The sequence below is a fragment of the Xanthobacter cornucopiae genome (assembly GCF_043195065.2).
In the GTDB taxonomy this organism is placed as follows: Bacteria; Pseudomonadota; Alphaproteobacteria; order Rhizobiales; family Xanthobacteraceae; genus Xanthobacter.
This window is the reverse complement of record NZ_JBAFWM020000001.1, coordinates 24,302-48,970: the sequence shown is the minus strand read 5'-3', so window position 1 is coordinate 48,970 and position 24,669 is coordinate 24,302. Positions and strand designations below refer to the sequence as shown.

At 66.7% G+C, this 24,669-nt stretch carries 11 protein-coding genes and 5 pseudogenes; 8 read left to right on the top strand and 8 right to left on the bottom strand.

Annotated features, from left to right (window positions below; translation table 11 throughout):
- Nucleotides 1-12: 12 nt before the first annotated feature.
- The 4 genes from V5F53_RS21975 to V5F53_RS21960 all read left to right on the top strand — a co-directional run bounded on the left by V5F53_RS21975 (nucleotide 13) and on the right by V5F53_RS21960 (nucleotide 6,764).
- Complete coding sequence (locus V5F53_RS21975) at nucleotides 13-1,857, top strand: tetratricopeptide repeat protein (RefSeq protein WP_393998718.1); 1,845 nt, start codon at nucleotides 13-15, stop codon at nucleotides 1,855-1,857.
- On the top strand, nucleotides 1,857-3,743 hold the full coding sequence (locus tag V5F53_RS21970) for a glycosyltransferase family 2 protein (protein ID WP_393998717.1): 1,887 nt from the start codon (nucleotides 1,857-1,859) through the stop codon (nucleotides 3,741-3,743). Before V5F53_RS21975 ends, V5F53_RS21970 begins: the two co-directional genes overlap by 1 nt.
- Entirely contained in the window at nucleotides 3,743-4,804 is a 1,062-nt protein-coding gene (locus V5F53_RS21965; RefSeq protein ID WP_393998716.1) for a glycosyltransferase, read from the top strand. The genes V5F53_RS21970 and V5F53_RS21965 overlap by 1 nt, the downstream gene beginning before the upstream one ends.
- Nucleotides 4,805-4,886: 82 nt before the next feature.
- Nucleotides 4,887-6,764, top strand: a complete 1,878-nt coding sequence (locus V5F53_RS21960; RefSeq protein ID WP_393998715.1) for a hypothetical protein — start codon at nucleotides 4,887-4,889, stop codon at nucleotides 6,762-6,764.
- A 69-nt stretch (nucleotides 6,765-6,833) separates the two neighbouring features.
- Here V5F53_RS21960 and V5F53_RS21955 read toward each other — a convergent pair whose 3' ends face one another.
- The 4 genes and pseudogenes from V5F53_RS21955 to V5F53_RS21940 form a co-directional block, all read right to left on the bottom strand.
- Nucleotides 6,834-9,179, bottom strand: coding sequence for a capsular polysaccharide export protein, LipB/KpsS family (locus V5F53_RS21955; protein ID WP_393998714.1), 2,346 nt, complete (start codon nucleotides 9,177-9,179; stop codon nucleotides 6,834-6,836).
- A 211-nt stretch (nucleotides 9,180-9,390) separates the two neighbouring features.
- Nucleotides 9,391-14,673, bottom strand: a complete 5,283-nt coding sequence (locus V5F53_RS21950; protein WP_393998713.1) for a glycosyltransferase — start codon at nucleotides 14,671-14,673, stop codon at nucleotides 9,391-9,393.
- A gap of 81 nt (nucleotides 14,674-14,754) precedes the next feature.
- The gene (locus V5F53_RS21945; protein WP_393998712.1) at nucleotides 14,755-15,696 is read right to left on the bottom strand and encodes a class I SAM-dependent methyltransferase; all 942 of its coding nucleotides are present in this window, start codon (nucleotides 15,694-15,696) and stop codon (nucleotides 14,755-14,757) included.
- Between the two features lie 414 nt (nucleotides 15,697-16,110).
- Nucleotides 16,111-16,410: pseudogene (locus tag V5F53_RS21940) on the bottom strand (integrase core domain-containing protein); the annotation flags it as partial.
- Nucleotides 16,411-16,626: 216 nt separating this feature from the next.
- Here V5F53_RS21940 and V5F53_RS21935 point away from each other — a divergent pair.
- Together V5F53_RS21935 and V5F53_RS21930 are read left to right on the top strand one after the other, a co-directional pair.
- Complete coding sequence (locus V5F53_RS21935; protein WP_509213028.1) at nucleotides 16,627-17,607, top strand: hypothetical protein; 981 nt, start codon at nucleotides 16,627-16,629, stop codon at nucleotides 17,605-17,607.
- A gap of 364 nt (nucleotides 17,608-17,971) precedes the next feature.
- Nucleotides 17,972-18,145 carry a transposase gene (locus tag V5F53_RS21930; protein WP_393998867.1) on the top strand — a complete coding sequence of 58 codons (174 nt, stop codon included), beginning with the start codon at nucleotides 17,972-17,974 and terminating at the stop codon, nucleotides 18,143-18,145.
- Nucleotides 18,146-18,216: 71 nt separating this feature from the next.
- On the opposite strand, the pseudogene V5F53_RS21925 reads toward V5F53_RS21930, so the two are convergent.
- Nucleotides 18,217-19,156, bottom strand: a pseudogene (locus tag V5F53_RS21925) (IS481 family transposase); the annotation flags it as partial.
- Between the two features lie 71 nt (nucleotides 19,157-19,227).
- Here V5F53_RS21925 and V5F53_RS21920 point away from each other — a divergent pair.
- A pseudogene (locus V5F53_RS21920) lies at nucleotides 19,228-20,336 on the top strand (IS3 family transposase); the annotation flags it as partial.
- Nucleotides 20,337-20,556: 220 nt separating this feature from the next.
- On the opposite strand, the gene V5F53_RS21915 reads toward V5F53_RS21920, so the two are convergent.
- Both V5F53_RS21915 and V5F53_RS21910 read right to left on the bottom strand, forming a co-directional pair.
- Complete coding sequence (locus V5F53_RS21915; protein WP_393998839.1) at nucleotides 20,557-20,970, bottom strand: hypothetical protein; 414 nt, start codon at nucleotides 20,968-20,970, stop codon at nucleotides 20,557-20,559.
- Nucleotides 20,971-21,162: 192 nt separating this feature from the next.
- The gene (locus tag V5F53_RS21910) at nucleotides 21,163-22,998 is read right to left on the bottom strand and encodes an ATP-binding protein (protein ID WP_393998840.1); all 1,836 of its coding nucleotides are present in this window, start codon (nucleotides 22,996-22,998) and stop codon (nucleotides 21,163-21,165) included.
- Between the two features lie 428 nt (nucleotides 22,999-23,426).
- Between V5F53_RS21910 and V5F53_RS21905 the strand changes: the two are divergent.
- Nucleotides 23,427-24,223, top strand: a pseudogene (locus V5F53_RS21905) (IS5 family transposase).
- A gap of 143 nt (nucleotides 24,224-24,366) precedes the next feature.
- Here the strand turns inward: V5F53_RS21905 and V5F53_RS21900 are convergent.
- Nucleotides 24,367-24,489 (bottom strand): annotated as a pseudogene (locus V5F53_RS21900) (transposase); the annotation flags it as partial.
- Nucleotides 24,490-24,669 lie beyond the last annotated feature (180 nt).

Sequence of the window (24,669 nt, the reverse complement as noted above, 5' to 3'; positions counted from 1 at the left end):
ATAGAGGCCGCCATGCGAGGTCGTATCGTCAGCCTGAAGAACCGGGTCCTGCGCGCCTGGGCCTGGGACCCGGCCCGGCCCGGCGTGCCGTTGCAGGTCGTGGTCGGCGTCGACGGCGCCGCCTCCGCGCCGCTGCCGGCCCAGGCCCAGATCAGCGCCGACGCCAAGGCCGGTTTTCCCGGCGGTCCCCACGGCGTGCGCCATGTCTTGCCCTTGTCCCTGTTTCCCAAGGACAAGGAGGTGGTGCGCACGGTCGTGCTGCAGGTGCTGGACGACCACGGGGCAGCGGCGACGCTGCACGAGCGGCGCATGACCTTCCCGCTCCGCGCCACCCTGCTGGAAGCCCAGGTCGAGAAGCTGCGGCGCGGCCGCTGCCACGGCTGGGCCGGCTATCCCTTCGACCCGCGGCGCACGGTCGAGGTGCGCCTGCAGCGGGGCGACGCCGTGATCGCCAGCGCCATGGCCGACCAGCCGGTGAGCGACCCCGAGGCGGGCGGCCTGGCCTGCGGCTTCGAGCTGCCGGTTCCGGCCGGGCTGTGGGCGGAGCTGCAGCCGGGCGAGCGGCTGCCGGTGCGCACCGCCGAGGGCGAGTTCATCGGCAGCGCCCTGGTGAGCGCCGACGACATCGTCTGGGGCCTGCTGAACATCGCCCGCCAGAGCGAGCGCTCGGGCGGCCTGGGCAGTGCCTTCGCGGCCCTCGACCGGGCGCTGCACTGGTCGCCCGACCATGTGGAGGCGCTGTGGCAGCGGGCCCGGCTCGCCGCCCAGGCGGGCGACAGCGCGGCCGCGCAGGCTCTTGCCGCGCGGGTGCGCGGGCTCGATCCGGCCCATGGCGCGGCCATCAACCTCATGGCGCGCCTCGCCCTGGCCGAGGGCCGCCGCGACGAGGCGCTGGCCCTGTGGGAGCAGATCGCGCCCACGGCGAGCGCCTATCGCGAGGCGGTGCTGCGCCGGGGTCAGGCGCTCAGGGACATGGGCCGGCCCTGGGAGGCGATCCCCCTGGCCCGCGCGCTGCTCGACGCCCGGGACGACGACGTGGACGCCCATCTGCTGCTGGGCCGCATCTATCTGGAGCTCGGCCAGACGGGGCCGGCGCGGCGGCACTTGGCGCAGGTGAGCGCGGCCCGGCCCGAGGACCGCAAGGTGGCCGACCTGCTGGCCGCCGCCGCGCCGCCGCCGCCGCCACCACCGGTCCGGGCGCCGGAGCTGTTCGCGGGCGGCGCCCTGCGGGCCTGGACGGCGGCCGCAGCCGGCCGGCTGGAGGCGCCGGGCCTGCTGCTGCCGACCCTGTTCCTGCGTCCGGCCACCGGCGACGGCGCCGTGGACTACCGCATCGGCGCGCTGTCCTTCTTCCAGGCCGGCGGTCCGCCGAGCCATGACATCACCCTGGCCGCCCGGGACGGCGCCGCAGAGCTGGGCCTGCGCCTGCGGGGCGACGCCGGGACGGCGGCGGGGCTGCGCCTGTCCCTGGAGGCGCTGGCCGCCGCCGGCGCGGACGTCACCATCGAGGTGGGACTGGGCCTTGGCGCCGCCGCGGCCGCCGTCAGTCCCACGGCCACGCGGCGGGTGGCGGAGCTGGCCGCCGGGCGCCGCCGCGAGATCCTGCTGTTCGATCTTGTGCCCACGCCCCATGAGGCGGCGGCGGTGGCCGCCGGGACCGCCTGGCTGGTGCTGCGGCTCGCCGCCGGCGCGGCGGCGACGCTGCGCGCGCCCTGGCCGGTGGCTCCCCTGCCCGGCGCGCCGGTGGCCGGGGTGCCGGGACCCGAGGGGCTCGATCCGGCCGCCCTGGCGGTGCTGCGCCAGGGCTCTTCCCCGCGCCGCGCCGGGCCCGGCCTTTCCATTGCAGGGAGGGCGTGATGCGCGCCGAGGGAGGGCCGGTGGCGCCCGAGACCGCCAGCCCCCGGGCCGCCCTGGCGGACGCCGGGGCCTATGTCCTGGACGCGGCGGACCGCCGCCTGTCCGGCTGGGTCCGCGACGACGCGGATGCGGCCGAGGCGCTGGCGCTGGCGGTGATCTGCGGCGGCCAGCTCGCCAAGGTGGTGGTGGCCGATGCCGCCCCGCCCGCCGGCGCTCCGGCCGGGGCGCGGGGCTTCCTGTGGCAGCTGCCGGCCCCGATCTGGGCCGCTGGCGGCGCCCTGCGGGTGATCGAGCTGGCGCGCGGCACGGCGCTGGCCGGACCGGCGGAGCTGCCCCGGGACGCGCTTCGAGATCTGGCCCCCGTGGCCGGCGCCTCCGGGCCGGACTGGGGCGCGGCGCCGCGCGGCTGGCCGCTGGGCCTGGCCGGGCCGCTGGAGGCGCGCATCAATCCGCTGACCGAGGATGTCCATGTCCTGGCCGACCCCCAGGCGGTGCGGCCCTGGTTCGCGCGCGCGGAGGGGCCGGCCGCCGGCGATCTGGCCGGCCCTCCCGGCCCGGGCTGGGCGGTGCGCGTCGAGGCCGAGGCCGCCGCCGACTGGACGGTGCTGCAGCGCCTGCCCGCCGCCGCCGCCGGACTGGCGGCGACCACCGCCTGCAAGTTGTGGGTCCGCCTCACCCGCGCCAGCTCGAACATCACCTTCGTGCCGGCCGACGTCTTCCTGAGCCGCCGCGATGGCCAGGGTTTCCAGACGCTGCGTCGGCTGCGTCTCACGCGGGTGACCCGGCCGTTCTGCGCCATCGCCTTCCAGCCGGTCCTGGAGGACGAGGAACGGGCGCTGGCGGCCGAGGGCCGGCTGTGGCTGGGCCTGTCGGTGGCCGGGGTTCCCGGTCTCGAGGTCTGCCCGGTGGTGCCGGCGGCGGAGCCGGCCGGCGGCGGCTTCGAGGACGGCCGGCTGGCCGCCACCTTCGCCGCCTGCGCGCGGCCGCCGGAGCCGCCGCCGGCCATGCCGGCCGGCGATGCCGGCCTCACCGACATCATCGTGCCCGTCTACAACGGCGCCGAGACCGTGCTGAGGTGCCTGAAGGCGCTGCAGGCGGCCACCGATACCCCGTTCCGGGTGCAGGTCGTGGACGACGGCAGCCGGGCCTACACCACCCGGCTGCTGGAGCAGCTGGTGGCGGGCGACGGGCGCTTCCACCTGCACCGTCGCGCCGCCAACCGGGGCTACACCAAGTCGGTGAACGAGGGGCTGCGGCTGACCCGCGCGCCCTGGGTGGTCATTCTCAACAGCGACACCGTGGTGTCCTCCGGCTGGCTGGGGCGGCTGCACCGGGCGCTGGCGGCGGTGCCCGGCGCCGGACTGGCCGGGCCGCTCTCGAACGCGGCCTCCTGGCAGTCGGTGCCACAGGTGAAGACCATGGACGGGCGCTGGTCGCAGAACGACTTCATCGGCCCGGACCAGGTGGAGCAGGTCCAGGCGCGGCTCGCGGCGGTGTCGCGGCGGGGCTACCCGCTGTTTCCCCTGCTCAACGGCTTCTGCACCCTGTTTTCCCGCGCCGTGTTCGAGCGCTGCGGCGATCTCGACGAGGATGCCTTCCCGCTCGGCTATGGCGAGGAAACCGACCTGTGCCTGCGCGCCCGTGCCGCCGGCTTCAAGGCCGTGGTGGCGGACGACTGCTTCGTCTACCACGAGAAAAGCGTGAGCTTCGGGTCCGCCACCCGCGCCGGCCTGACCCGCCAGGGCGGATTCGAGCTCAAGAACAAGCATCCGGGCGTGAACATCGCGGCCCTCGAGGAGGTCATGCGGAGCGACCCGGTGATGGCCGCCCTGCGCCTCGACCTGGCGGGGTTGCCGGCGGAGCTGGAAGCGGAGCTGCGACAGTAATGGCGAAGATCGCGTTCGTATTGCCCGTTCCCGGCGGCAGCGGCGGCGCCCATTCGGTGATGCAGGAGGCCGATGCCCTGCGGGACCTCGGGGCCGAGGTGACGGTGTTCGTCAATTCCCGCAACATCGAGGCTTTCCTCGACACCTACGACCGGTTCGCGTGGGTGGGGAGCCACGTCCTGCCGTTCCAGAACGCCCGCGAGCTGGGCGCCCTGGCGGCGCGGGCCGAGGTGGTGGTGGCCACCACCAACACCTCCACCCACACCCTGGCCGAGGCCATGCGGGAGACCCGCGCCAGCTTCCGCACCGCCTATTACGTGCAGGATTACGAGCCGCTGTTCTACGATGCCCAGTCCCTCGACTACCGGCTCGCCCTGACCAGCTTCTCGGTGCTGCCCCAGTGCACCTATTTCGCCAAGACGCGCTGGCTGTGCGACCTGGTGCGCGCCACCCACGACCACGAGGTGGGGCTGGTGGTGCCCAGCATCGACCATGGCCTGTACCGGCCCCGTGCCCGCGCCGCCCGCACTCGCCCGGTGCTGTGCGCCATGGTGCGCCCCTCCACCCCGCGCCGGGCGCCGCGCCGCACCCTGGCGGTGCTGGCGCGGGCCGCGGCCGGCGCGTTCGGGCCGGTCGAGGTGAAGGCGTTCGGGGCCGGGGCGGACGACCTCGCCGCCGCCGGCCTGGCGGTGCCGGCGGGCGTGGAACTGCTCGGCAAGCTGAAGCAGCAGGAGGTCGCGGCGCTGCTCGGCGACGCCGACGTCTTCCTCGACCTGTCCGATTACCAGGCGTTCGGCCGCACCGCCGCCGAGGCCATGGCCTGCGGCTGCATCCCGCTCGCCCCCGCCCTGGGCGGTGCCGGCGACTTCATCGCCGACGGCGTCAACGCCTTCCTCGCCGACACCACCGACCCCGCGGCGGTGGAAGCCGCGCTCAGCCGCATGCTCTCCATGTCGCCGGCCGAGGCCAACGGCGTGCGCTATGCCGGCCTGGAGACGGTGGCCGCCTTCACCCCCGTGCGCGCCGCCCTGTCGGAGCTGCGCGTTCTCGGCCTGAGCTGATGTCTCCCGGCCCCGCCGCGTCGCCGGCGGGAGGCGTTCGGGGCGGCTTCCGGAGAGGCCCGCTCCTGCCGAGGGTGCGGACATGAGCACCGGATATGCGGGGGGCCCGCTTCCCGAACACCTGCGCCCCTATTCGCTGATGCCGTTCTGGTTCTGGAACGACGCTCTGTCCGCCGCCGAGATTTGCCGGCAGATCGCCGATTTCGAACAGCATGGCGTGCACGGCTTCGTGCTGCACCCGCGCATCGGGCTGCCGCCGGACCTCGCCTGGATGAGCCCGCGCCTGCTGGATTTCATGGGGGTGGCGATCGAGGCCGCGCGGGCGCGGGGCATGAAGGTCATCCTGTATGACGAGGGCATGTATCCCTCGGGCGCCTCGGCCGGCCAGGTGGTGGCGCGCCATCCGGAACTGGCCTGCCGCTGCCTCCGCCTCTGGCCGGCCGACGCGGCGCCGCCCGGGGCGTCCATCGTCGCCGCCTTCACCCGTCCCGACGGCGCGCGCTACGTGGTCGTCGACGCCGTGTCTGGCTCGCAGATCCGTGGCCTGCATTATGCCGACGAGGCCAACGCCGTCGACGGGCTCCATCCGGCGAGCGACATCCTCAACCCGCGCACCGCCGAGGTGGTCATCGAACTGGTCTACGAGCGGTATCGCGCGGCGTTCGGCGCCCATTTCGGCGACACCATCCTCGGCATCTTCACCGACGAGCCCAGCGCCCTCGGCCGCAACCGCGACAAGACCCTGCGGCCGGGAACCACCGGCCTGCTGCCGGTCGTGAGCACGATCCTGGGCTATGACGTCTCCCGCTCCATCGACCGCCTCTGGTTCGACGATTTCGGTGATGCGCTGCGGTTCCGGGCCGATTACGCGCGGGCGATCGAAACCCGGCTGGAGCAGACCTGGTATCGCCCGCTGGCCGACTGGTGCGCGCGCCACGGCCTCGCCCTGTGCGGCCATCCGGCCCGGGGCGACCAGATGGACGTGCAGAAATACTTCCACATCCCGGGCCAGGACCTGGTGTTGCGGCGGATCCTGCCGAACCAGCGCGGCGCCCTGGCGGGGCCGGAATCGACCCAGGCGAAACTGACCTCGTCCTACATGGCCAACCATGGCCGGGCCCGGAACAGCAACGAGTTCTGCGGCGGCTACGGGCACGAGACCACGTTCGCGGATGTCGGCTGGCTCGCCGACTGGTGCCTGATCCGCGGCGTGAACATGCTGATCCCCCATGCCTTTTACTACAGCGTGCGCGGGGTGCGGCGCGATGAGCGCCCGCCGCAGGTGGGCGGCGTCGGCTGTTCCTGGTGGGCGGAGTTTGCCCCGTTCGCCCACCATTGCGCCCTGCTGTCCTGGCTGAATGCCGGCACCCACCTGTGCGAGGTCGCGGTGCTGACCGATGGCCAGGCCTGCAGCTGGGTCGCCGCCGAGCAATTGTATCGCGCCCAGATCGACTTCAACTACATCACCGCGGCGGACGTGGCGGCCGGCGCCGCCGCGGACGGGCATCTGGGCATTGCCGGCATGCGCTATCGGCTGGTGATCATCGACGGGCTCGATGCCCTGGCCGACGAGACCCGGGCGAAGCTGGCGCCGCTGGCCGCCGCCGGCCGGGTGCTGGCGCTGCGGACCCGGGATGGGGGCGTGCTCGACCTTCCGGGGGTTCGCTCGAAGCGCCGGCCGGAGGACCTGCCGCGCCTCGCCCGCGCCATCCTGGGCTCTCCCTTCACCGGGCTTTCGAACGTCCCGGGCCTGCGGGTGCGCGCGGTGCGCCAGGACGGGGCGACCCATCTCCTGTTCTTCAACGAGGACGAGCCGCCGCTCGCCGCCACCTTCACCTATGGCGCGCACGCCCGCGGCGCCTGGATCGCCAGCACCACGGGCGCGGGCACGGCGGCGGCGGCGCCGTTCCGGCTCGATCTCCAGGGGCGGCAAACCGCGATCCTGCGTCTCGAGGACTGAAGGCCATCGGCCCGGCCGCCGACCGGGCCAGAGGGGCAGCCGAGAGGCAGCAGCCCCGGCGCGCGGGGCTCACACCCGATTTTCCACCACGTAGTCGACGATGTCCTCGAACGCCACGGCCTCCTGGCGCAGCGGGTGGAAGTAGCGCGAATGCTGGATGTAGGCGGCGTGGAACACGTCCTCGACGCTGCGCGTCCGGGCGCGGCGCTCCACCGTCACCCGGTCCTCGGTCAGGCCCCATCCGGCATAGAAGGGGAGGCCGTAGCAATGCACCGTCTTGCCCGCGAGCAGCGCCTCGAAGCCGAGGTTGGAGCTGACCACGAACACCTCGTCCACCAAGTCGAGGAGGGCATAGGGATTGATGTCGAAATTGACCTGGTGAATGTTGGTCATGAACTTGGCGAACGGCAGGCGGCTGCTTTCCAGATAGCTCGCGTTCTCGCTCTTCGCCGGGTTGCTGTGCTGCTTCACGAGGATGTCGCAATCCTCGTAATTGGCGATGACCTCGCGCAGCATGCGCTCGAAGGTGGTGGCGTCGGCAAGGCCCTGCGGCACCGCCGGGTCGCCGATGGCCTGGTCCACCACCAGCACCTTCCTGCGGCCGGCGGTGCCGATGTTGAGGGCGAGGTCGGGCGCCCGGTTGTCCTTGGTGACCCGCGTCGCCACCAGCTTGTCGATGGCGGCGCGGGCGCGGGCCTGCTCCGGCGCGCTCAGGCTCGCCTCGCCCGCCAGCCAGCGCTCCAGGCGCGAGGCGCGGGTGGCGTCGTAATAGGCCGTGGTGTCGTCGAGGATCAGGGAGATGGCCGGAACCGTGTCGCCTTCCGGCGCGCCGATGAAGCCGTCCTCCACCACCACCACGGAGCGGCCGAGGGCGCGGGCGGCCTCGGTCTGCTCGGTGGCCGCGGCGCTGGGCCCGACGCCCCATTGCACGAACAGGTCCACCGAGGCGATGGATTTCAGGTTGCTCATGCTGTCGCGGCTGTCCACCCGGGTGCGGGCGTTCAGCAGGGCGAGCAGGTTGGGCTGGCGCGCCTCGGACAGGAAGGTGGCCGGAGGCACGCCGAGGACGTCGATCCGCTGGCGCGCGAACAGGCGCTCCACCGCATTGGGACGCGGGGTGAGAAGGTTCGGGTTGTCCGCCAGCTCGCCGAGGAAGGCGCCGATGCGGGCGGAGGCCCGGCCGTCGAAGCTGCCGATGCCGAACATGTCGGCGGCCCAGGCCATGCCCTCCGGCGGATAGGTCCACTCGCCCGCCAGCATGGTCTTGAGGTGGGCGGCCATCTCGTCCGGATTGCGCGCGGCGGGAATGCCCACCTGCTCCCAGATCTGGTCGAACTCCACGTATTTCATGGACAGCGCCGGCCGGCCGAGCAGCGCCGCCTCGAACAGCATGGTCGAGTTGACCGAGGAGACCACGTCGGCGTGGTAGAGCGCCTCCTCGGGATTGACCAGGTAGCAATGGGCGTCGTCCACGGCGCCCAGGGGCGACTTGGTGAGCTGGCGGCGCAGGTCGGTGCCCAGCACGTCGTCCTTGGACGGCGGCAGGCGCACCATCAGCTGGCAGTCGTTGGCCTGGGCATAGGCGAACAGGTCGTGGATGGCCTGGCGCTGCGACTTGCGGGCGAGGCGCGTGTCGAGCTGGGAATCCAGCGGCTGGGTGGCGAACAGGATCAGCCTGCGGTCCGGATTGAGGCCGTAGAGGCCGCAGAACTGGGCGCGGGTGAGGAAGGGCTGATAGCTCACATAGGGGTCGAACTTCGGCGCGCCGACGGCGCGGAAGCGATCAGCCGGATAGCCGCGTTCCAGGAAGATGTCCTGCTGCAGCCGGCCCCAGCCCAGCACCACGTCGGCCACCGGGATCGAGGCCTTGGCGGTCGGGTCCCAATAATATTTGTCACGATCGACGAAGACGGACTCATGGGGAATGAGGATCTTCGGAATCTGCAGCTCTTCGCAGACATTGGCGATGACATGGGTCACCGGTGTCCAGTCGAATGTGAAGATGATACCGCGCACGTTCTTGCGCAGCTGCACCAGGCGGCGCACCACCAGCTTGCGATAGGTGTCGGTGTTTTCCTGGGCGAAACGGAAAATCTCGCGCCGCGTGGCGTTGTCCTCGATCCCCAGGAACATGTCGAAGGGCACGAGCTCATAGCCGATATTGGTGCCGAGCCGGGCGATGAGGGCGTCGGTGTGCTCGGCGATCCACGGCATATAGAGAAACACCGGCTTGTCGCCGGTGAGGAAGCGCTTGGTCTCGGGCGCCGGATGCGGCCTGTACCATCCCGGCACCACCATGGCCGGCTGCTTGCTCTCGCGCACCGGCTCCTTGAGCTTGGGGCGGGCGGGCTTTTTCTTGAAAAGGCCGTTCAGGAATGCGGAGGTATTGGAAAATACCGTCGTCAGAGTCGTCATTTCCCTCAGTCCCTCCACGTCAGCGCCCTCGACGGGCCTGAACGCCGGGTCCGTTCGCCGGACCCGTGTCGCCGGCCCCGCGCGGCGCGGTCTTCAGTGCACCGCGGCGCGGCCGGCAGTCCAGCATGAAAGATTTATAATTTTCTCTCTTTTCACAGCAAGGCGGCCCGCCCGCCGGCGCGGCGGACGGCGCCCGCGTGGGGCGTCCGCCTCAGCCCGGCGCGACGATCGAGCGGTAGTCGTTGAGCATCTCGGCATAGGTCGTCAGCTTCCAGAAGGAAGAGGCGGCATTGTCCGACATGCTCGCGAGCAGCTGCGGGTCGCCCACCAGGCGGCCCATGGCCTGCTGCCAGGCGGCGCCGTCCTTGTAGGGGACGATGAAGCCGTTGTCGCCGTCCACCACCTGCTCCAGCACGCCGAAGACCGGGGTGGACACCACCGGCAGGCCGAACAGCAGCGCTTCCATGGTCGAGCGCGGATAGCTCTCCTGCGTCGAGTTCATGAGGAAGATGTCGCTGGCGCGGTAGTAAAGGCCGATGTCCGGGGTGGTGGAAACGACCAGGAGCTTGCTCTGGATTTCCGGCGGCAGCACGTTGTATTCGCGCCGGAAGATTTCAAGGCCGGTGTTCTCGGTGGCGCCGACGAACATGATGGTCAGGCGGGCGCGGATCTCCTCCGGCAGCGCCTGGTACCAATGCGCCAGCTCGAGCTGTCCCTTGCGCTCGTTGATGGTGCCGACGCAGATCGCCAGGATGTCGGCCTCGATGCCGAGCCGGGCGCGGGCCTCGGCCTTGGTGAGGTCGAGCGCCGGGCCGAACGGGCCGGCGTTGACGCCATTCTTGATCAGGCGGATGTCCGGCGTCATCGGCTGGTCCGACCAGAACTGGGAGGTGTTCTGCGACACGAAGACGACGCTGCGGGCGCACAGCAGGCCCTGCTCCGCCGCCTCCTGCCCCATCGGCGTGTAATAATTGAAGCGGTCTTCCTTCTGGAAGCTCTCGCGGATGATGATGGAGGCCGGCAGGCCCACCTCATTGGCGAAGGCCGCGAACGGCGCCGACTTGATGGTGTTGGCGATCACGTAGTCGATTTCATTCTCGGCCAGGAACGCCTTGAAGTCGCGGCGCACGGCGTCGAAATTCTGGTTGAACACCCGCATGGGCGGGCGGTTTTCCTCGGTGAAGGTCCGCACCTTCACCCCCGCGTCGGCATAGGCCTGGGCCAGGGCGCCCGGCGCGGTGCAATAGACGAACGGCTCGATGCCGGCATGGGCCTTCAGGCCCAGCGCCACCTCGAACAGGCTCTTGGGCGCGCCTTCCCCGTAGTTGAGGTTGTGGGTGACATAGGCCACCCGCCGCGGCTTCTCCCGCCGGGTGTCGTGGATGCGGTCCAGGAACAGCTGGAGATAGGCGGCGCGCACCGCCCGGTTGCCGTGCTCGGCCTCGATCACCGCCTGCACCTTCTGCAGGTAGGTCCGCCGCTCGCCCGGCTGTTCCAGCCGCCGGACCGCCGCTTCCAGCTCCTCGGCCGTGGAGACCACGGCCCAGTCGCACCCGGCCTGGCGCAGGATCTGCGCCGACGGGCGCGAGCTTGCCACGATCGCCGGCACGCCGTGCGCCACGGCGGTGACAAAGCGGTTGGGGCTCTTGGTCTTCTCCTCCTCGGCGTGGGAGATGACGCAGATGGACGCCGCCTTCAGCTCGTCGAGGAAGGTGGCCATGGCCCATTCGATGGCATGGGGCGCATAGTCCGGCAGGGCCGAGAAATAGCTTTTCCGGGACACGATCCGCAGCGCGTAGCCGTGGCTTCGCGTCATCTGGTCGAGGATCCAGCGCGCGGACTCGAAATTGCCGCGCTGCGGCGAGCCGAACCACAGCACCCGCTTCGGCTCCACCGGCGCGGCGTCGCGGAAACCGCGGCTGTAGTCGATCATCTCCGGCACGCAATAGACCGGCTTCAGGGGGAAGCGCCGGGCCAGCTCGGCCTTCAGCTCGATGGTGGGGGTGATGACCGCATTCGCCCGCGCCATCAGCTGCTCGAAGCGCTCCAGGGAGTTGACCTCCCCGGACGGCATCTTGAACACCTTGGGGTTCTCGAAATAACGGTCGCACACGTCGTAGACGAGGAAGGTTTCCGGCTTGTCCAGCAGCGCCTGGTACAGCGGCTCCTCGGCCGACTGGATCACCAGCGCCACGTCGACGTCGGTGCCGCCGTCGTCGGTGACCGCCAGCGGGCTCGGGGCCTGGGCCAGCAGGGCCGCCGGGAAGTCGCTGCGCAGGCGCGAGGAGGCGAAGTTCGGCGTCGGCTTCCAGAACGGGAAGAAGCCGACGCTGCGCACCGGCTCGGACCCGCCGCGCACCAGGGCGCCGCGGAACACCGCCTCGTACTGCTCGGCGATCTTCTTGATGTCATGGTGGTCGAGGGCGAACTGCCGGGCGTTCTCGCGCACCCGCGCCGCAAGGCCCGGCTGGTCGCGCAGCGCCGTGATCGCGGCGACGATGTCTTCCACGTCGCGCGAGCGGATGAAGCCGTCGACCCCGTCGGTCAGGCGCTCGGCATGGTAGCCGGCGCCGGTGGTGGTGATCACCGGCACGCCCGAGGCCAGCGCCTCCATGATGACGTTGGAGCTGCCCTCGCGGCCGGGGGCGACCGGGTGCAGCAGCACGTCGATCTTGGCGTAGAAATCCTCGCCCATCCGGTCGTGCGGGATCTGTTCGGGCCCCTTGTGGGTGCGCAGCAGCGGCACGCCCGCTTCGGTGGCGGCGGCGATGGCGATGTCGAGGCCCTTCACGTCCCGTTCCGCGCTCGACCCGGCGCTGGCGGCGAAGCCGGCGGTGAACGGCCGGCCGGCCTCGCGCGCCGCCGGCGCCCAGCGGTCGAGATCGAGGCCGTTGGGAATGAGGATGGCGTTGGGATGGACCTCCGACACCCGGCGCAGCAGCTCCGGGCTGAGGGCGATCACCGCCTCGAAGCCGGCAAGGCCCGCGCGCAGGCGCTCGGGATCGTCGCCGAACATGCGGTCGAGGGGGCGCGCCCCGCCGATGCGGACGACCTTGCGGGTGCCCGGCGCGGCGAAGCGGTCGGCGACGATGACGTCGAAATACAGCACGATGTCCGCGGCCTTGTGGCCGCTGATCTCATGCTTCCAGCGCGGCATGTTCTCGATGAAGCGCTTGGCGTTGTTGCCATAGGCCCATTCGATGTTGTTCTTCGGCCCGATCACCCAGTTGACCGAGGGAAGCCGGGTCTCGGCCCGGGCCCGCGGCTTGGTGTCCGGGGTGCTCGCCGCCATCGCCCGCTGCGCGCCCGACTGCACCGCGCGTTCGCGCAGGGCGTGGGCCAGGGCGCTGTCCTTGGTGAGGTCGAGGGAGGGGTTCGCCTTGAGATAGGCCTCGGTGCTGAACGACAGGCTGGGATTGAGGCCGCGCGCGCCGCCCACATGCAGGTAATGGGCGAGCGGAATCCAATTCTGCTGCGCCACCTCCGGATTGACCGCGCGATACCAGGCGGAGGAGAAGAACGGATTGGGATTGAGGCCGTTGTCGCTGCCGGATTCGATGAAGTGCACCAGCGGATTGACGTTGGGATCGACCTGATCCTTGTAGGTCCGCAGATAATAGGCCGGGTCGAACAGCGGGTTCGGCCAGAGCTTTTTCTGGGCGCCGCTCTCCATATAGTCATGGACCCCGATCCGCCCCTTCTGGCGGGTTTTCGGGTAGGTTTCTCCATACCACTTGCTGTCGAACAGCGGGTGCGGGTCCAGGTCGCTCTCGAAGGCGTTCTTCTGGAAGAAGGTCATGCAGTCGACCAGGCCCTCGCGCTGGTAGCGCGCGGCGAACCAGGCTAGGTCGAACAGCGGATGCGGCACGTACTCGCGCTTCACGCCTTCCCGCAGGAAATGCAGGAACGGCAGCTCGCTCGCCCCCTTCGACATATAGCGCCGGCGATACCAGGCGGCGTCGAACAGCGGATGCGGGGCATAACCCTTGGCCGCGCCGACCTCGATATAGTGGCCAGCCGGGGGCAGGCCGCCGTCGGCGCCCGACATGTAGGTCTTGGCGTACCACTTGGCGTCGAACAGCGACGACGACGCAAGCCGGGTCTCCTCGCGGCTCGGCGTGCGCGGCTTGGCCGGGGCCGCCTTCTTCACCAGGCCGGCCTTTTCGATCAGGCCGAAATCGGCGCTGATCTCATGGATCAGCGGCGCCAGCCGCGCGATGTTGTCGCTGATGCCGGCGGCCGCGTTCAAGGTCATCTTGGCCTCGCGCAGCCCCGCGCGCAGCAATTCGGCCTCGCTGACGGCCCGCCGCGCCTGCCCTTCGGCATCGGCGACCTTCTTCGCCCAGGCGCCGCCGTCCTCGGGCAGGTCGATGGCCATCCGGCGCCCGGCCACCACCTCGCGGCTGGCCCGCAGGCGCACGTCCACCATGTGGCGGCGACCGTCGCGATGGCGCGGGTTCAGCTCGCCGCGGGCGAAGAAGGCCTGTTCCACCACCTGGGTGTCGAGGCCGCAGCTCTCGACGCCGTCCACGAACGCCGCCAGCTCCGGCGCCGGGCCCGGCGCCCCCAGGGTGCCGGCCACCGACACCATGGCGCCCGACAGGCTCATGCTGCTGACGCCCACCGGCGCCGGCGCCGGCCGGGCGAGCCCGGTGGCGACCACCTGCGGATGCGGCTGCACCAATACCAGATCGAACGGGCCGTCCGGCCCCGGGCCGGGGATCTCCAGGCGGCGCAGGCCATAGCCGTCGTCGGCGCGGACCCGCGCCAGCGCCGCCGCCGGCAGCCGCAGCGCCGGCCCATCGCCCTCGTCGGCCATCAGGACCGGATCGGCGAAGAACAGGAAGCTGTCCGCGGCGGTGGAGGTTTCCTCCTCGTCGCGCGGGGATTTCACCACGCTGATCGACAGGCCGCGGGCATCGGCCGGGGTGACGAAGGCGATGCGCACCTCGTCGTAGCGGGCCCGGTCCGTGCCGCCCTTCATCTGCCGGCCGCCGGTCCTGGAATAGACGTTCAGCGGCCGCTCGTTCTGGTCGAGAACGCTGAGCTGCACCTCGCCGCGGCAGCGATGCCCGGCCATCAGCAGAGAGAACACATACGCCCGCAAGGGTTGCAGCGGCACCGCGCGGCCGGTCAGCGGATCGGCGAAGCGGATGGTGACCGGGCTGGCCTCCGCGTCCGCGTCAACCACCCGGACATAGGGCGTGTCCTCGCCCGTCACCGACCACTGCGGGCGAAAATTGACGCCCAGAGTCACCCCCGACTGCGGCTCGGCGAGGCGCCAGCCGGCGTCCCGGTCGCTGACCCGCAGCAGGTTGAGCGCGGCCGATCCCTTCAGCCGGACGCTTTCGACCGGCCGGCGCCCGCCGCCTTCGAGCACTTCGAAGCTCGGCGCCGCCGGGGAGCTGGAGCCAAGGACCAGGGAGACAGTGCCATCCGCCGAAACATGAATGTCATAGAAATCAAACTGGTGTTGATTCACACTCTCAAGCATGCGGACAGCTAGCCCCCTTACCCGCTCCGGCTGGACGGCCCCCGCGCGGTCCAGCCTGACCCCGAAGATATTCCTGGCGCCTTATAGCGTTGGCTTCTGGGCAAGACAAACGACTTGTTTCGTCAACAAATCCAGGCGCGAGAAGTCGCTGTGCCGTTGTTCGATCTCCGGCGTCAGGCGGATTTGGATCACCCGCGGCTCCTCGATCGGAGTCCATTCGACAATGGAAAAATGGCGCTGTGTCAGGTTTCTCAGGTCGTCGAGGCGAATGCGGTTGAGCTGGGTCTTGAACACATGATCGTCCGGCGCATCGAACGTGACGTGGGACCAATCGACATACCTGACGTGCTCTTCGTTCTGAGGATCGAATTCCTTGATATTGCGCGGGTTCTGGTGATGTCCGGACCAGGAATAGAAATTCGAATGCAGAAACCAGATGCTACCGCCAGGACGGAGGGCGTTTTCGAAGATGGCGAACAACGCATCAATGTCTTGAAGATATTCAGTAACAGTGTGTAGAATGATTGTATCAAACTTACGGCTATCAAGAATATCCGCATTGTTATAATACTCGACATTCGGGATGCGTGACAGAATATTTTCAATCGAAATCCCGACGTTTATGGTGCTCTTCTGCTTTCTGCTACGGAACTTGCGTCGGGAAATATCGATCACCGGATCGATCCCCACATAGGAGCGGGCGCCGAGCGCGCGGAACGCTGCCCCGTACAGGGTCGTTCCGCAGCCGAAGTCGAGGACATCCCGACCTTGAATTAGTCCAATTACTTTCTGCGGCAGGATGTAATGACCCACCTCCGACACAGCCGACATGATCTTGAACAGGCTCTTGCCTTCCTTGATCCGGACGCCCGGATTATGCGCCACGTAGCTCAGGAACAGGCTCTGCGGCGTGTCGAACTTCAGCAAATGCTCGGCCACGGCCCCGGCCTGCTCCAGGCCGAACGGGAGATCAACGTCCTGACTTTTGCTTTGATCCGTCATGATGGAGGTTCCATTTTCCATGAGCATTCACCTTAACGACACTGGCCACGCCCCTTCGACGCCCGCGCCGGCGCCGCGCGAGGCAGCGGAAAGGGGGTACTCAGGTCCCATTTGCCCTCCAGCTCAGACCCGACTCCGCCCCAGGGGGGCATCGGACGGCCCGTCGGGCCGCAGGGACCACGCCCGGCGGCGCGGCATAGCCCTCAGCGAGCGGATCAAACACACGGCGTTTCCTGCCGACCGGCACTCCACGCGAGCCTCCTTGTGGTGACCTGATCGATACTCCAAGCGCGTGTGATAGCAGTGCAATGTAAACAAAATTTCCGTAGGTGAACAGAAAGTCCCTTCTTTCTCCGTGTCGGGACCATCGCACCTCTACCCCGAGCGCCTGCCATTGGTCGATCCCGGCAAGACATCTGACGTTGCCCCCAAGTTTTATCCAGCTTTGAGTTCGTCCTGACGGTTGGGTTTGGGCTTGTGGGCCGGGTGAGCGGCGGGATCTGGCGCGGAGCTTTTGATTTGGCGCAGCGGCAGATCCCGTCGCGGGTAGAAGGTGGCGGCGAATGCGGCCGGGGTCTGCCAGCCGAGGGCAGAGCGCGGGCGTGATCCATTGTAGTCGGAGCGCCACCTGCCCAGGGCCGCCCAGGCCTGGCTCAGCACCGAGAACAGGGTCTCGTTGAGAAGCTCATCGCGCAGCCGGCCGTTGAAGCTCTCGATGAAGGCGTTCTGCATGGGTATCCACGCCGAACCGCTTGAGATAGCTTGCGAAAAGTTCTCCCAACTTCCCCGCGTAGATGGCTGGGACGAAGCCGGCCATGACGCTGATAAAGCGCCTGCGAGGGCTTCGCGTGCCCACCCGGGCGAATTTCCAAACAGGTTCTCAGCGGACACGCCAGTTGTGACTCCCCACTGCCTATGCGAAAGTCCGCTCACTTAAATCGGGGCTATGTATTGACACAAGCCTCTGGGACTGACGGCCATGAGGGTATGATGCGCTTAAAAATATCGGTCGAAGATAAATATTTACATCGTTTCGATGGCTGGTTTGAAGTAAAAGATAAATTATCAGACCTAGGATGGCATATTGGTATAGACATTGAGAATCCAGACCTGGAAATGATACAGACACAGATGATACGCGCGCTTATGGAGAGTAAAGACAGTCGCGTTAATAGGCCATTTATTATTTATGAACGAAGCGGTAGCGCATCAATAGCTCCAATGAGCTGGAGAAATTATCTTAAAAATAAGAACGTTATTGGATACGCAAAAGAAACTGGATTTCGTGATAAATCAACATACAACAAGAAACACGTACAAGGACGATACCATCACACGTTAATATCTGATGATATACCTGAAGAACCGTTTCCAATGCTTGATGATAGCGAACTAGAAAAAATTGAAACTATATTTCAGATATATGCGCACAGCATACGTTATAAAGATTTAAAATTTTCTAAATTAAAAAAATATAAAAGGAGAACTTCTGATGTCTTATTTTCTGGATCAGTTGATTATGATGTCGACATTATAACAAATCATCGCAAAAATTGTTGCAAAGTACTATCTAATATTGAAAATGCAAATATTTTGATAGGCATCGGACGTTCTCTGAGTCAAGAAAATTGGGCAAGCATATTGTCTGATACAAAGATATGTGTTTCTCCATATGGCTACGGTGAGTATTCATGGAAGGATTACGAGGCGTTATATGCTGGCTGTATCCTGATTAAGCCCACATCCAACTTCGTGACGACACATGGTTTTGACATATATAAGGAAGGGGCTCATTGCATAGAATGTAAACCTGACTTCAGTGACCTGGAGAAAATCGTGCATGAGGTTCTGAATGATGAGGAAAAATGGGCAAATTTTGCTTTTAAGGCACACTTGGCCTTAGAGCCCGTTTGGAAATTCAAAAGGACATAACCGTAAACTCGCCTGTCATGCCCGGGCTTGTCCCGGGTATCCACGCCGAACCGCTTGAGATAGCCTCCGAAAATTGCTCCCAGCTTCCCCGTGTGGATGGCTGGGACGAAGCCGGCCATGACGGTGATAAAGCGCCTGCAAGGGCTTCGCGTGCCCATCTGGGCGAATTTCCAAACGGGCTCTTAGAGGCTGCAGCGAGAGAGCAGGTGCAGCGTGCAAATGATATTGTGGCGTTTCTGAACGGTTGCTTGGAACGCATCCCCGCCTAGGCGGTGTGGACGGATTTGGCGGGGTCGAAGCGGAGGGGATTCCCTTCCTGCTGTTTCGGTGATTCATAGCGGGTCGGCTTTTGGCGAGGTCGACCATGCTGACACGGATGACGGATGAGGATTGGGCGGTGGTGCTGGATGTGTTCCACGCCTGCCGCTCGCGGCGGGGCGACAAGGGGCGCGATGATCGCAAGTTCCTCGAGGCCTTGCACTATTTCACCGTGCACAACATCACCTGGTGGGCCCTGCCGGCCGAGTTCGGCCTGTAGAGCAGCGTCTGGAAGCGGTTCTGGCGGCTGCGCCAAGCCGGCGTGTTCGAGCTGTTCTTCGAAATGTCTAGTCCCCGCATGTGATGGCTTGGCTGGCGAATGAAGAGTTCGGGCTTCTGGGTCGCGATCTGCCGGATGGCCTCGAAGGGTGTTTTGAAACGCAATGCCTTGAGTTGCTTGGCGTAGTTATAGGCCAGCAGCCAGTCGCGGACATGGCGCCTGAGATCGATCAAAGAAGCAGAGTGGAAGGAACGGACGGTGGCCTCCTTGATGGGGCGCACCATGCGTTCGGCCTGACCGTTGGTCCACGGATGATAGGGTTTGGTCAAGCGATGCTCGATGCCACGCTCAGCGCAGACCCTGCCGAAGACGTGGCTGACGAAGCCCTCCGCTGCCTTCCTGTCGTGCGGGATGAACTGCACGCCGTTGTCGGTGAGCACCGTATGGATCCGATACGGAACGGTGCCGGTCAGGGCCTTGAGGAAGCCCGCAGCCACCAGTTTTGTCGCTTTGCGGTAAATCCTGGCGAAAACGAGCTTCGCTTGTCCGATCCACCGCCACGAAGAGGTAAGCCTTCCCACCCTCATAATGCAACTCGGCGATCTCGATGTGGAAGTAGCCAATCTCGTAGGCTTTGAACCGCTTTGGCTTTTCGCGATCCGCTTTCGGCAGGCGCGAGATGCCATGACGCTGAAGGCAGCGATGCAGGGAGGAGCGCGTCAGATGCGGGATAACGTCCTTCAGGGCGAGGAAGACGTCATCCAGCGGCAGGCGGGCCTGCACCCGGAGCGCGACGATCGCAGCCTCTTCGACGGCGGACAGGACAGAGCTTCGCCGCTCCTTGGGCCCCATCGGCTCATCCTCGACCATCGAACGGGAACGCCACTTCCTCACGGTTTTCTCGTTGATCCCGTAGCGCCGCGCGAGTTCCGCGACCGGAGCTTTCGATCGCTGTAGCTCTGCTCGTACGGCGTGCGTGGCCTTGGCGCTCCCGTGAAGAACCTGCACCATAGCGTGTCTGAGCTGCTGCCGGTTTCGTGGACACGAAGATAAGATCGTGACCAAGGACCTGGAGAGTGGATATGACGAGGCGGAAATTCAGCCGCGAGTTCAAAGTCGAGGCCGTCAGGCTGGTGACGGATCGGGGTGTCTCGGTAGCGCAGGCGGCCCGTGACCTTGATGTGGCGGAGAGCGTGCTGCGCCGCTGGATGCGGGAGCTGACCGCGACCCCGGCCACAGCGTTTCCTGGGAACGGGCAGATGCGGGCCGACCTGGCCGAGATTGCAGCCTTGAAGAAAGAGGTCGCGCGGCTGCGTGCGGAGGGTGACATCCTCAAGAAGGCCGCGGCTTTTTTCGCGCGCGAGGCGATATGAGGTTCGTCTTCATCGCCAAACACCGCCACATCTGGCCGGTCAGCTGGCTCTGCAAGGTCCTGGAGGTCTCGCGCTCAGGCTTCCATGCCTGGTTCAATCGCCCGACCAGCGCCCGCGAGATCCATGACGCGAAGCTCGTCATGGCGATCGAAACAAGCTTCAGGGCCAGCGACCGGACCTACGGCGCGCGCCGTGTCTGGCGCGATGTTCTGGAAGAGGGGCTGGCCTGCGGGCTGCACCGGATCGAACGGCTGATGCGGGTCAATGCCATGAGGGCGCGGCCCAGGCGCCGTGGCAAGCCGAAGGATGACGGCGAACGCGCGGTCATCGCCGATAACATTCTCGACCGCGACTTCCAGGCCGACCGGCCAAACCTGAAGTGGTTGGCTGACTTCACCTATATCTGGACCGCGGACGGCTGGCTTTACGTCGCTGCCGTCCTCGACCTGTTTTCCCGGCGTGTCGTTGGCTGGTCCATGAAGGCCGAGCGGGATGCCTCCCTGGTCATGGATGCGCTGATGATGGCGGTCTGGCGACGTGGCAAGGCCGACGCTCTGCTTCATCACTCGGACCAGGGATCGCAATACACAAGCGAGCAGTTCCAGCGGCTTCTGGCTGACAATGAGATCACTTGCTCGATGAGCCGTGCCGGGAATGTCTGGGACAACTCGGCAATGGAGAGCTTCTTCTCAACGCTGAAGACCGAACGCACAGCCCGCAAGCTCTATCTCACCCGCGACGAAGCCCGTGCCGATGTCTTCGATTACATCGAGCGCTTCTACAACCCGCGTCGGCGGCATTCGAAACTGGGGTACCTCAGAGCCCGTTTGGAAATTCAAAAGGACATAACCGTAAACTCGCCTGTCATGCCCGGGCTTGTCCCGGGTATCCACGCCGAACCGCTTGAGATAGCCTCCGAAAATTGCTCCCAGCTTCCCCGTGTGGATGGCTGGGACGAAGCCGGCCATGACGGTGATAAAGCGCCTGCAAGGGCTTCGCGTGCCCATCTGGGCGAATTTCCAAACGGGCTCTTAGAGTCTACTTAATCAGCAGCATGCGCGCACCGCGGCGCGCACGGGTGAGGCGCTGACGCGCGGCGTCCGTGGCGGCGGCGTGGCCGAGGCCGACGGCCAGCAGGCTCGCCATGTCCGGCGCGGAGAGGTGGCGGCCGAGGAAGATCAAATCGGATCGAGCCTCCATCTGCGCCTCTACGGAGGGGGCGTCGCCGTTCAAGGCGGCGGCGTTGCGGCCCACGAGGGCGCGGCCGTAGCGGGACCGGCGCTCGGCGCTGGCCTGAACGGTCGCCACCTGGGCCGGGTCCAACGCCGTGTTGACGACGAGCCGGTTCAGGGCCGCTTCGAGGCCCCAGGATCGATCGCCGACGGCAGTGCGATTGGAGAGTTGGGCTTGAGCGGACGCATAGGCGTCCCACGGGTGCGGAGGTTCCGCCATGGTTAGTCTCCCAGGTCTGTGCGACGGATGTTCGCCGCGGGTTGTGAGCGGCGCTGGGGGCCAAGTCCGGGATCTTCGTCAGGAACGCTGTGTCCTGGTGAAGCGGTCGGACCCGTAGGCCAGCGCCTTGCGCTCAAGGTTAATACGCCAGGAAATCCCCGATCTGGCAAGACGCCAGACCGGGGACGATCCTTAGGCGGTCAATTGCACGCGGTAGGCTTCGGACCATTCGCGCCGCAGGGTTTCGAGGATCTTGCGGGCGTCTTCGTTCTGGGCGGTGACCTGGGCCTGGGCCCGGCCGAGCGACAGCAGCAGCAGCTCCAGGGCCACCAGGGGGCCATCCTGGGCCTCGGCCGCCGGCGCCTCGCCGCCGTCCTCCTCCTCGGCCTGCACCGACCCCAGCTTCCGCAGCGGCTCGTACAGGTGCTCGAAGAACGGATGGGCCGTGTTGATGGTGAGGATCACCCGGCCGTAGCGGTGCTCGACGTGGTAGAATGGCCAATATTCGTCGTGCTTGAACTCGATCAAGTACTTCGAAGCCTTCACGCGCTCGAAGGCTTCCTGGTCGGTCTCGCCGTCACGCCGCAGCGCGATGGCCAGGGTCTTGAGGTTGGCTTCGACCTGAGCCTCTTCCTCCGGCGTCAGCTCCAGGGGCTTGGCCTGGTGCAGGTCGGCGTCGGTGGCGCGGGCCTCGGCGGCGCTAGGTTGCGCGCCCTTGCGGGCGCTGGCCTGGGCGCCCTGATAGCGCTTGATCTCGTCGTTGATCGTCGTGATGTCGTCGCCGATCGCCTTCTTGATCGCCTCCTTCACATAGCCCTTCAGGCGCACGCCCTGCTTGTTGGCCGCGACGCCGAAAGCCTCGTCCAGCTCGCCGGGGAAGTCGATCTGCACGCGGTACCAGTGGGTGACAGTATGGCGCGTGGTCAGGTCGGGCATGGCGCCGGCGAAGACCTCGCGGTCGTTGCGCAGCATGGTCACGGTTAGGCCATTGAACACCTGCAGGTCGTTGCGCAAGGTCTTGCGGGTCAGGGTGGACCATTGCTCGATCGGCAGGCGGTACAGGCGGATGACGATGTCCTCGGTTTCCGCCCCGTGCTCGCGCAGCGGGACCGGGATCTTCTTGGCGAACATCAACCTGCTGGTCTTCTCCGGGATATCGAGGAAGCGGACATGGCGCGCCCCGGCCATGGCGTAGGTCGGGTCGAAGGCCTCGACCAGGCGGTTGTTGACGTAAAGCTTGAGGCCTTCTTCGATCGCGCGGCGATAGACCCGCGCCATCTCCTTCATGGCGTGCTCCACCAGGGTGCGCGCTGTGGCGTAGGTGAGGCGGTCGCAAGCCGGCATGTAGATGATGGTGCCGTGACCACCCAAGCGGTCGTCGAGGTCTTCGCCCTTCCCGACCTTCAGGGACTGCTCGTTGGCGCTGGCCGGGAAGCTCAGCGGCTTGACGAAAAGGTCCGCCAACTCGTCGGGCAGCTCGGTCATCAGGGTCGGGTCCGGCAGCTCGACTGTATTGGTCCGCTCACGGCCGATCGCGTCCACGTCGAGCGTCATGCTGTAGTAGGTGCGCGGCTCCTGCCAGGAATAGAGGTCCATTACCGGGCTCATGCTGAGGGCGGCGGTCTTCATGCCCATGCCGAAGCGGCCGATGCCGGCGCGGTTGTTGAAGTTCATTGATCCGCCAAAGGAGGTCGCGACCTTCAGCACGTTGGGTGCCATGCCCAGGCCGTTGTCGTAGACGGCTGCGTCGATGACGGTGTCGCCTTTCTTGCCGGTCTGGCGGAAGAAGATGCGAACCTCGGTCGCCTTGGCCTGGATGGCATTGTCGACGTGTTCGCAGATCGCCGACGTGGTGTTGTTGTAGCCCACGTCGCGCAAGGAGGAGATCAGGGTCTGGGCGAAGAACAGGGGCACGCTGGCCCCGTCCTTCAGCACGCGGTTCATCACCGCCTTGCCGCCCTTAGGCGCGTCAGAAGACCAGGTCAGCGCCGGTTCGGGCGCAACGGTGGCGTTTTTGGTGTTGGACATAGCTTTAGTCTCCTAGGGTCTGTGGGGGTCGTGCTCTGACGCCGCCAGGGAGAAGGCTGGGCCTTCACTCTATTGGAGATGGGAAACGCGCTTTGTGACGGGCCTCGTGCCGAAAATGTCGCCTCGCGCCGGTCTGCAAGCCCGACCGGACAACCTTAGCCGCGCTGCGTGAGCCAGTGGGGCGGCACGAGGGCGGCGTTGTCTCGCCACTCCTCGGTGAGCGCGACACCCGGAATTTCCCCCAAACGTCCGGTCCCGCGTGGTCGAGGATGATCACTTGCAGTGTGCCTTTTGCCGCGACGATCTCATCGCCTATGGCCTGGACTGCACAGCCGAGACGTCTTGGTCACGGGTCCTCAGCCCCATGGAGTTCGAAGCCCGCGCTATGCTAGCTTAGGGTCAAAACCCAATCATTGGTTTGAGGATGCATGGTTTTCCTGATTCATAGGGGCATGGATCACGGGAGGCGACGTATGGCATTGTTCTGGTTGTCGGATGCGGCGTGGGCGGCGATCGAACCGCATCTGCCGAAAAACCAACCCGGTGCGCGGCGTGTTGATGACCGGCGGGTGATCTCCGGCATTCTGCACGTCCTCAAGGTCGGCTGCCGCTGGTGCGATTGCCCGGCCGACTACGGGCCATCGACGACGGTCTACAATCGGTTCAATCGCTGGTCTCGCCGGGGCTTCTGGCTCCAGCTGCTCGACGCGCTGGTAGAGGCCGGTGCGGTCACAAAGAGCACAGCGATCGACAGCACCTACATCAAGGCGCAGCGCGCGGCATTCGGGGCAAAAGGGGGCGGACAGCGCAGGCTATCGGTCGCTCGCGTGGCGGCTGGACAACCAAGGTCCACGCGCTCACCGACGTCATCGGCCGTCCCTACGCGCTGATGCTGACACCCGGCAACGTGAGCGACATGAAGGCGGCCCCCAAGCTTCTCGAACGGGCCGGGACCATTCGTTACCTGCTGGGCGACAAGGGCTACGATGCCGACCGCTTACGCCGCCTGGCTCGCGAAGCGGGTGCCACGCCCGTCATACCGGGCCGTCGCAACCGCAAACGTACCATCCGATATGACGAAGCGCGCTACCGGGGCCGCCATCTGATCGAGAATGCCTTCTGTCGCCTCAAGGACTTCCGGCGCGTCCACACCCGTTACGACAAACTCGCTGCCAACTTCCTCTCAGCCGTAGCGCTCGCCACCGCCATCGCCTTCTGGCTCTGATCGAGTCTCAGCCCTAGCTAATCCAGTTTGAAGTTCGTTCTGGCCCATTGCGAGGACCAGAACATGAAGCGCAGTCGCTTTTCGGAAGAGCAGATTATTGGGATCCTGAAGGAGCATGAGGCCGGCAGAAGCCGTCAGGCGCCGCCGCCGCGCATCACGTAGAAGATCGCGTTGACGATCTCGCGCACCGGCCAGGACCCGGGGCGCCCCGTCCGCTTCGGCGCCGGCAGCAACGGCTCCACCAGCCGCCACTCCGCATCCGTCAAATCCGTTTCTTATCGAAGCCCCGCACGACTATGCTGCCGGCGAGTGGCTGGGGTCCACATCGCTCGCTTCCCAAGATGGCCTGAACAACCCCTGGGAATCACAAGCGCCCCAGCCGCTCAACCCTTTCGGGACGGGCTCTTAGAGCCGTCCGCGTGACCTCGATGGCGGCCTGCATGGCG

Excerpts from the sequence above, each read along its gene's own strand:
- V5F53_RS21975 (WP_393998718.1), top strand. The coding sequence starts at position 13 with ATGCGAGGTCGTATCGTCAGCCTGAAGAACCGGGTCCTGCGCGCCTGG.
- V5F53_RS21970 (WP_393998717.1), top strand. The coding sequence starts at position 1,857 with ATGCGCGCCGAGGGAGGGCCGGTGGCGCCCGAGACCGCCAGCCCCCGG.
- V5F53_RS21965 (WP_393998716.1), top strand. The coding sequence starts at position 3,743 with ATGGCGAAGATCGCGTTCGTATTGCCCGTTCCCGGCGGCAGCGGCGGC.
- V5F53_RS21960 (WP_393998715.1), top strand. The coding sequence starts at position 4,887 with ATGAGCACCGGATATGCGGGGGGCCCGCTTCCCGAACACCTGCGCCCC.
- V5F53_RS21955 (WP_393998714.1), bottom strand. The coding sequence starts at position 9,179 with ATGACGACTCTGACGACGGTATTTTCCAATACCTCCGCATTCCTGAAC.
- V5F53_RS21950 (WP_393998713.1), bottom strand. The coding sequence starts at position 14,673 with ATGCTTGAGAGTGTGAATCAACACCAGTTTGATTTCTATGACATTCAT.
- V5F53_RS21945 (WP_393998712.1), bottom strand. The coding sequence starts at position 15,696 with ATGGAAAATGGAACCTCCATCATGACGGATCAAAGCAAAAGTCAGGAC.
- V5F53_RS21930 (WP_393998867.1), top strand. The coding sequence starts at position 17,972 with ATGCTGACACGGATGACGGATGAGGATTGGGCGGTGGTGCTGGATGTG.
- V5F53_RS21915 (WP_393998839.1), bottom strand. The coding sequence starts at position 20,970 with ATGGCGGAACCTCCGCACCCGTGGGACGCCTATGCGTCCGCTCAAGCC.
- V5F53_RS21910 (WP_393998840.1), bottom strand. The coding sequence starts at position 22,998 with ATGTCCAACACCAAAAACGCCACCGTTGCGCCCGAACCGGCGCTGACC.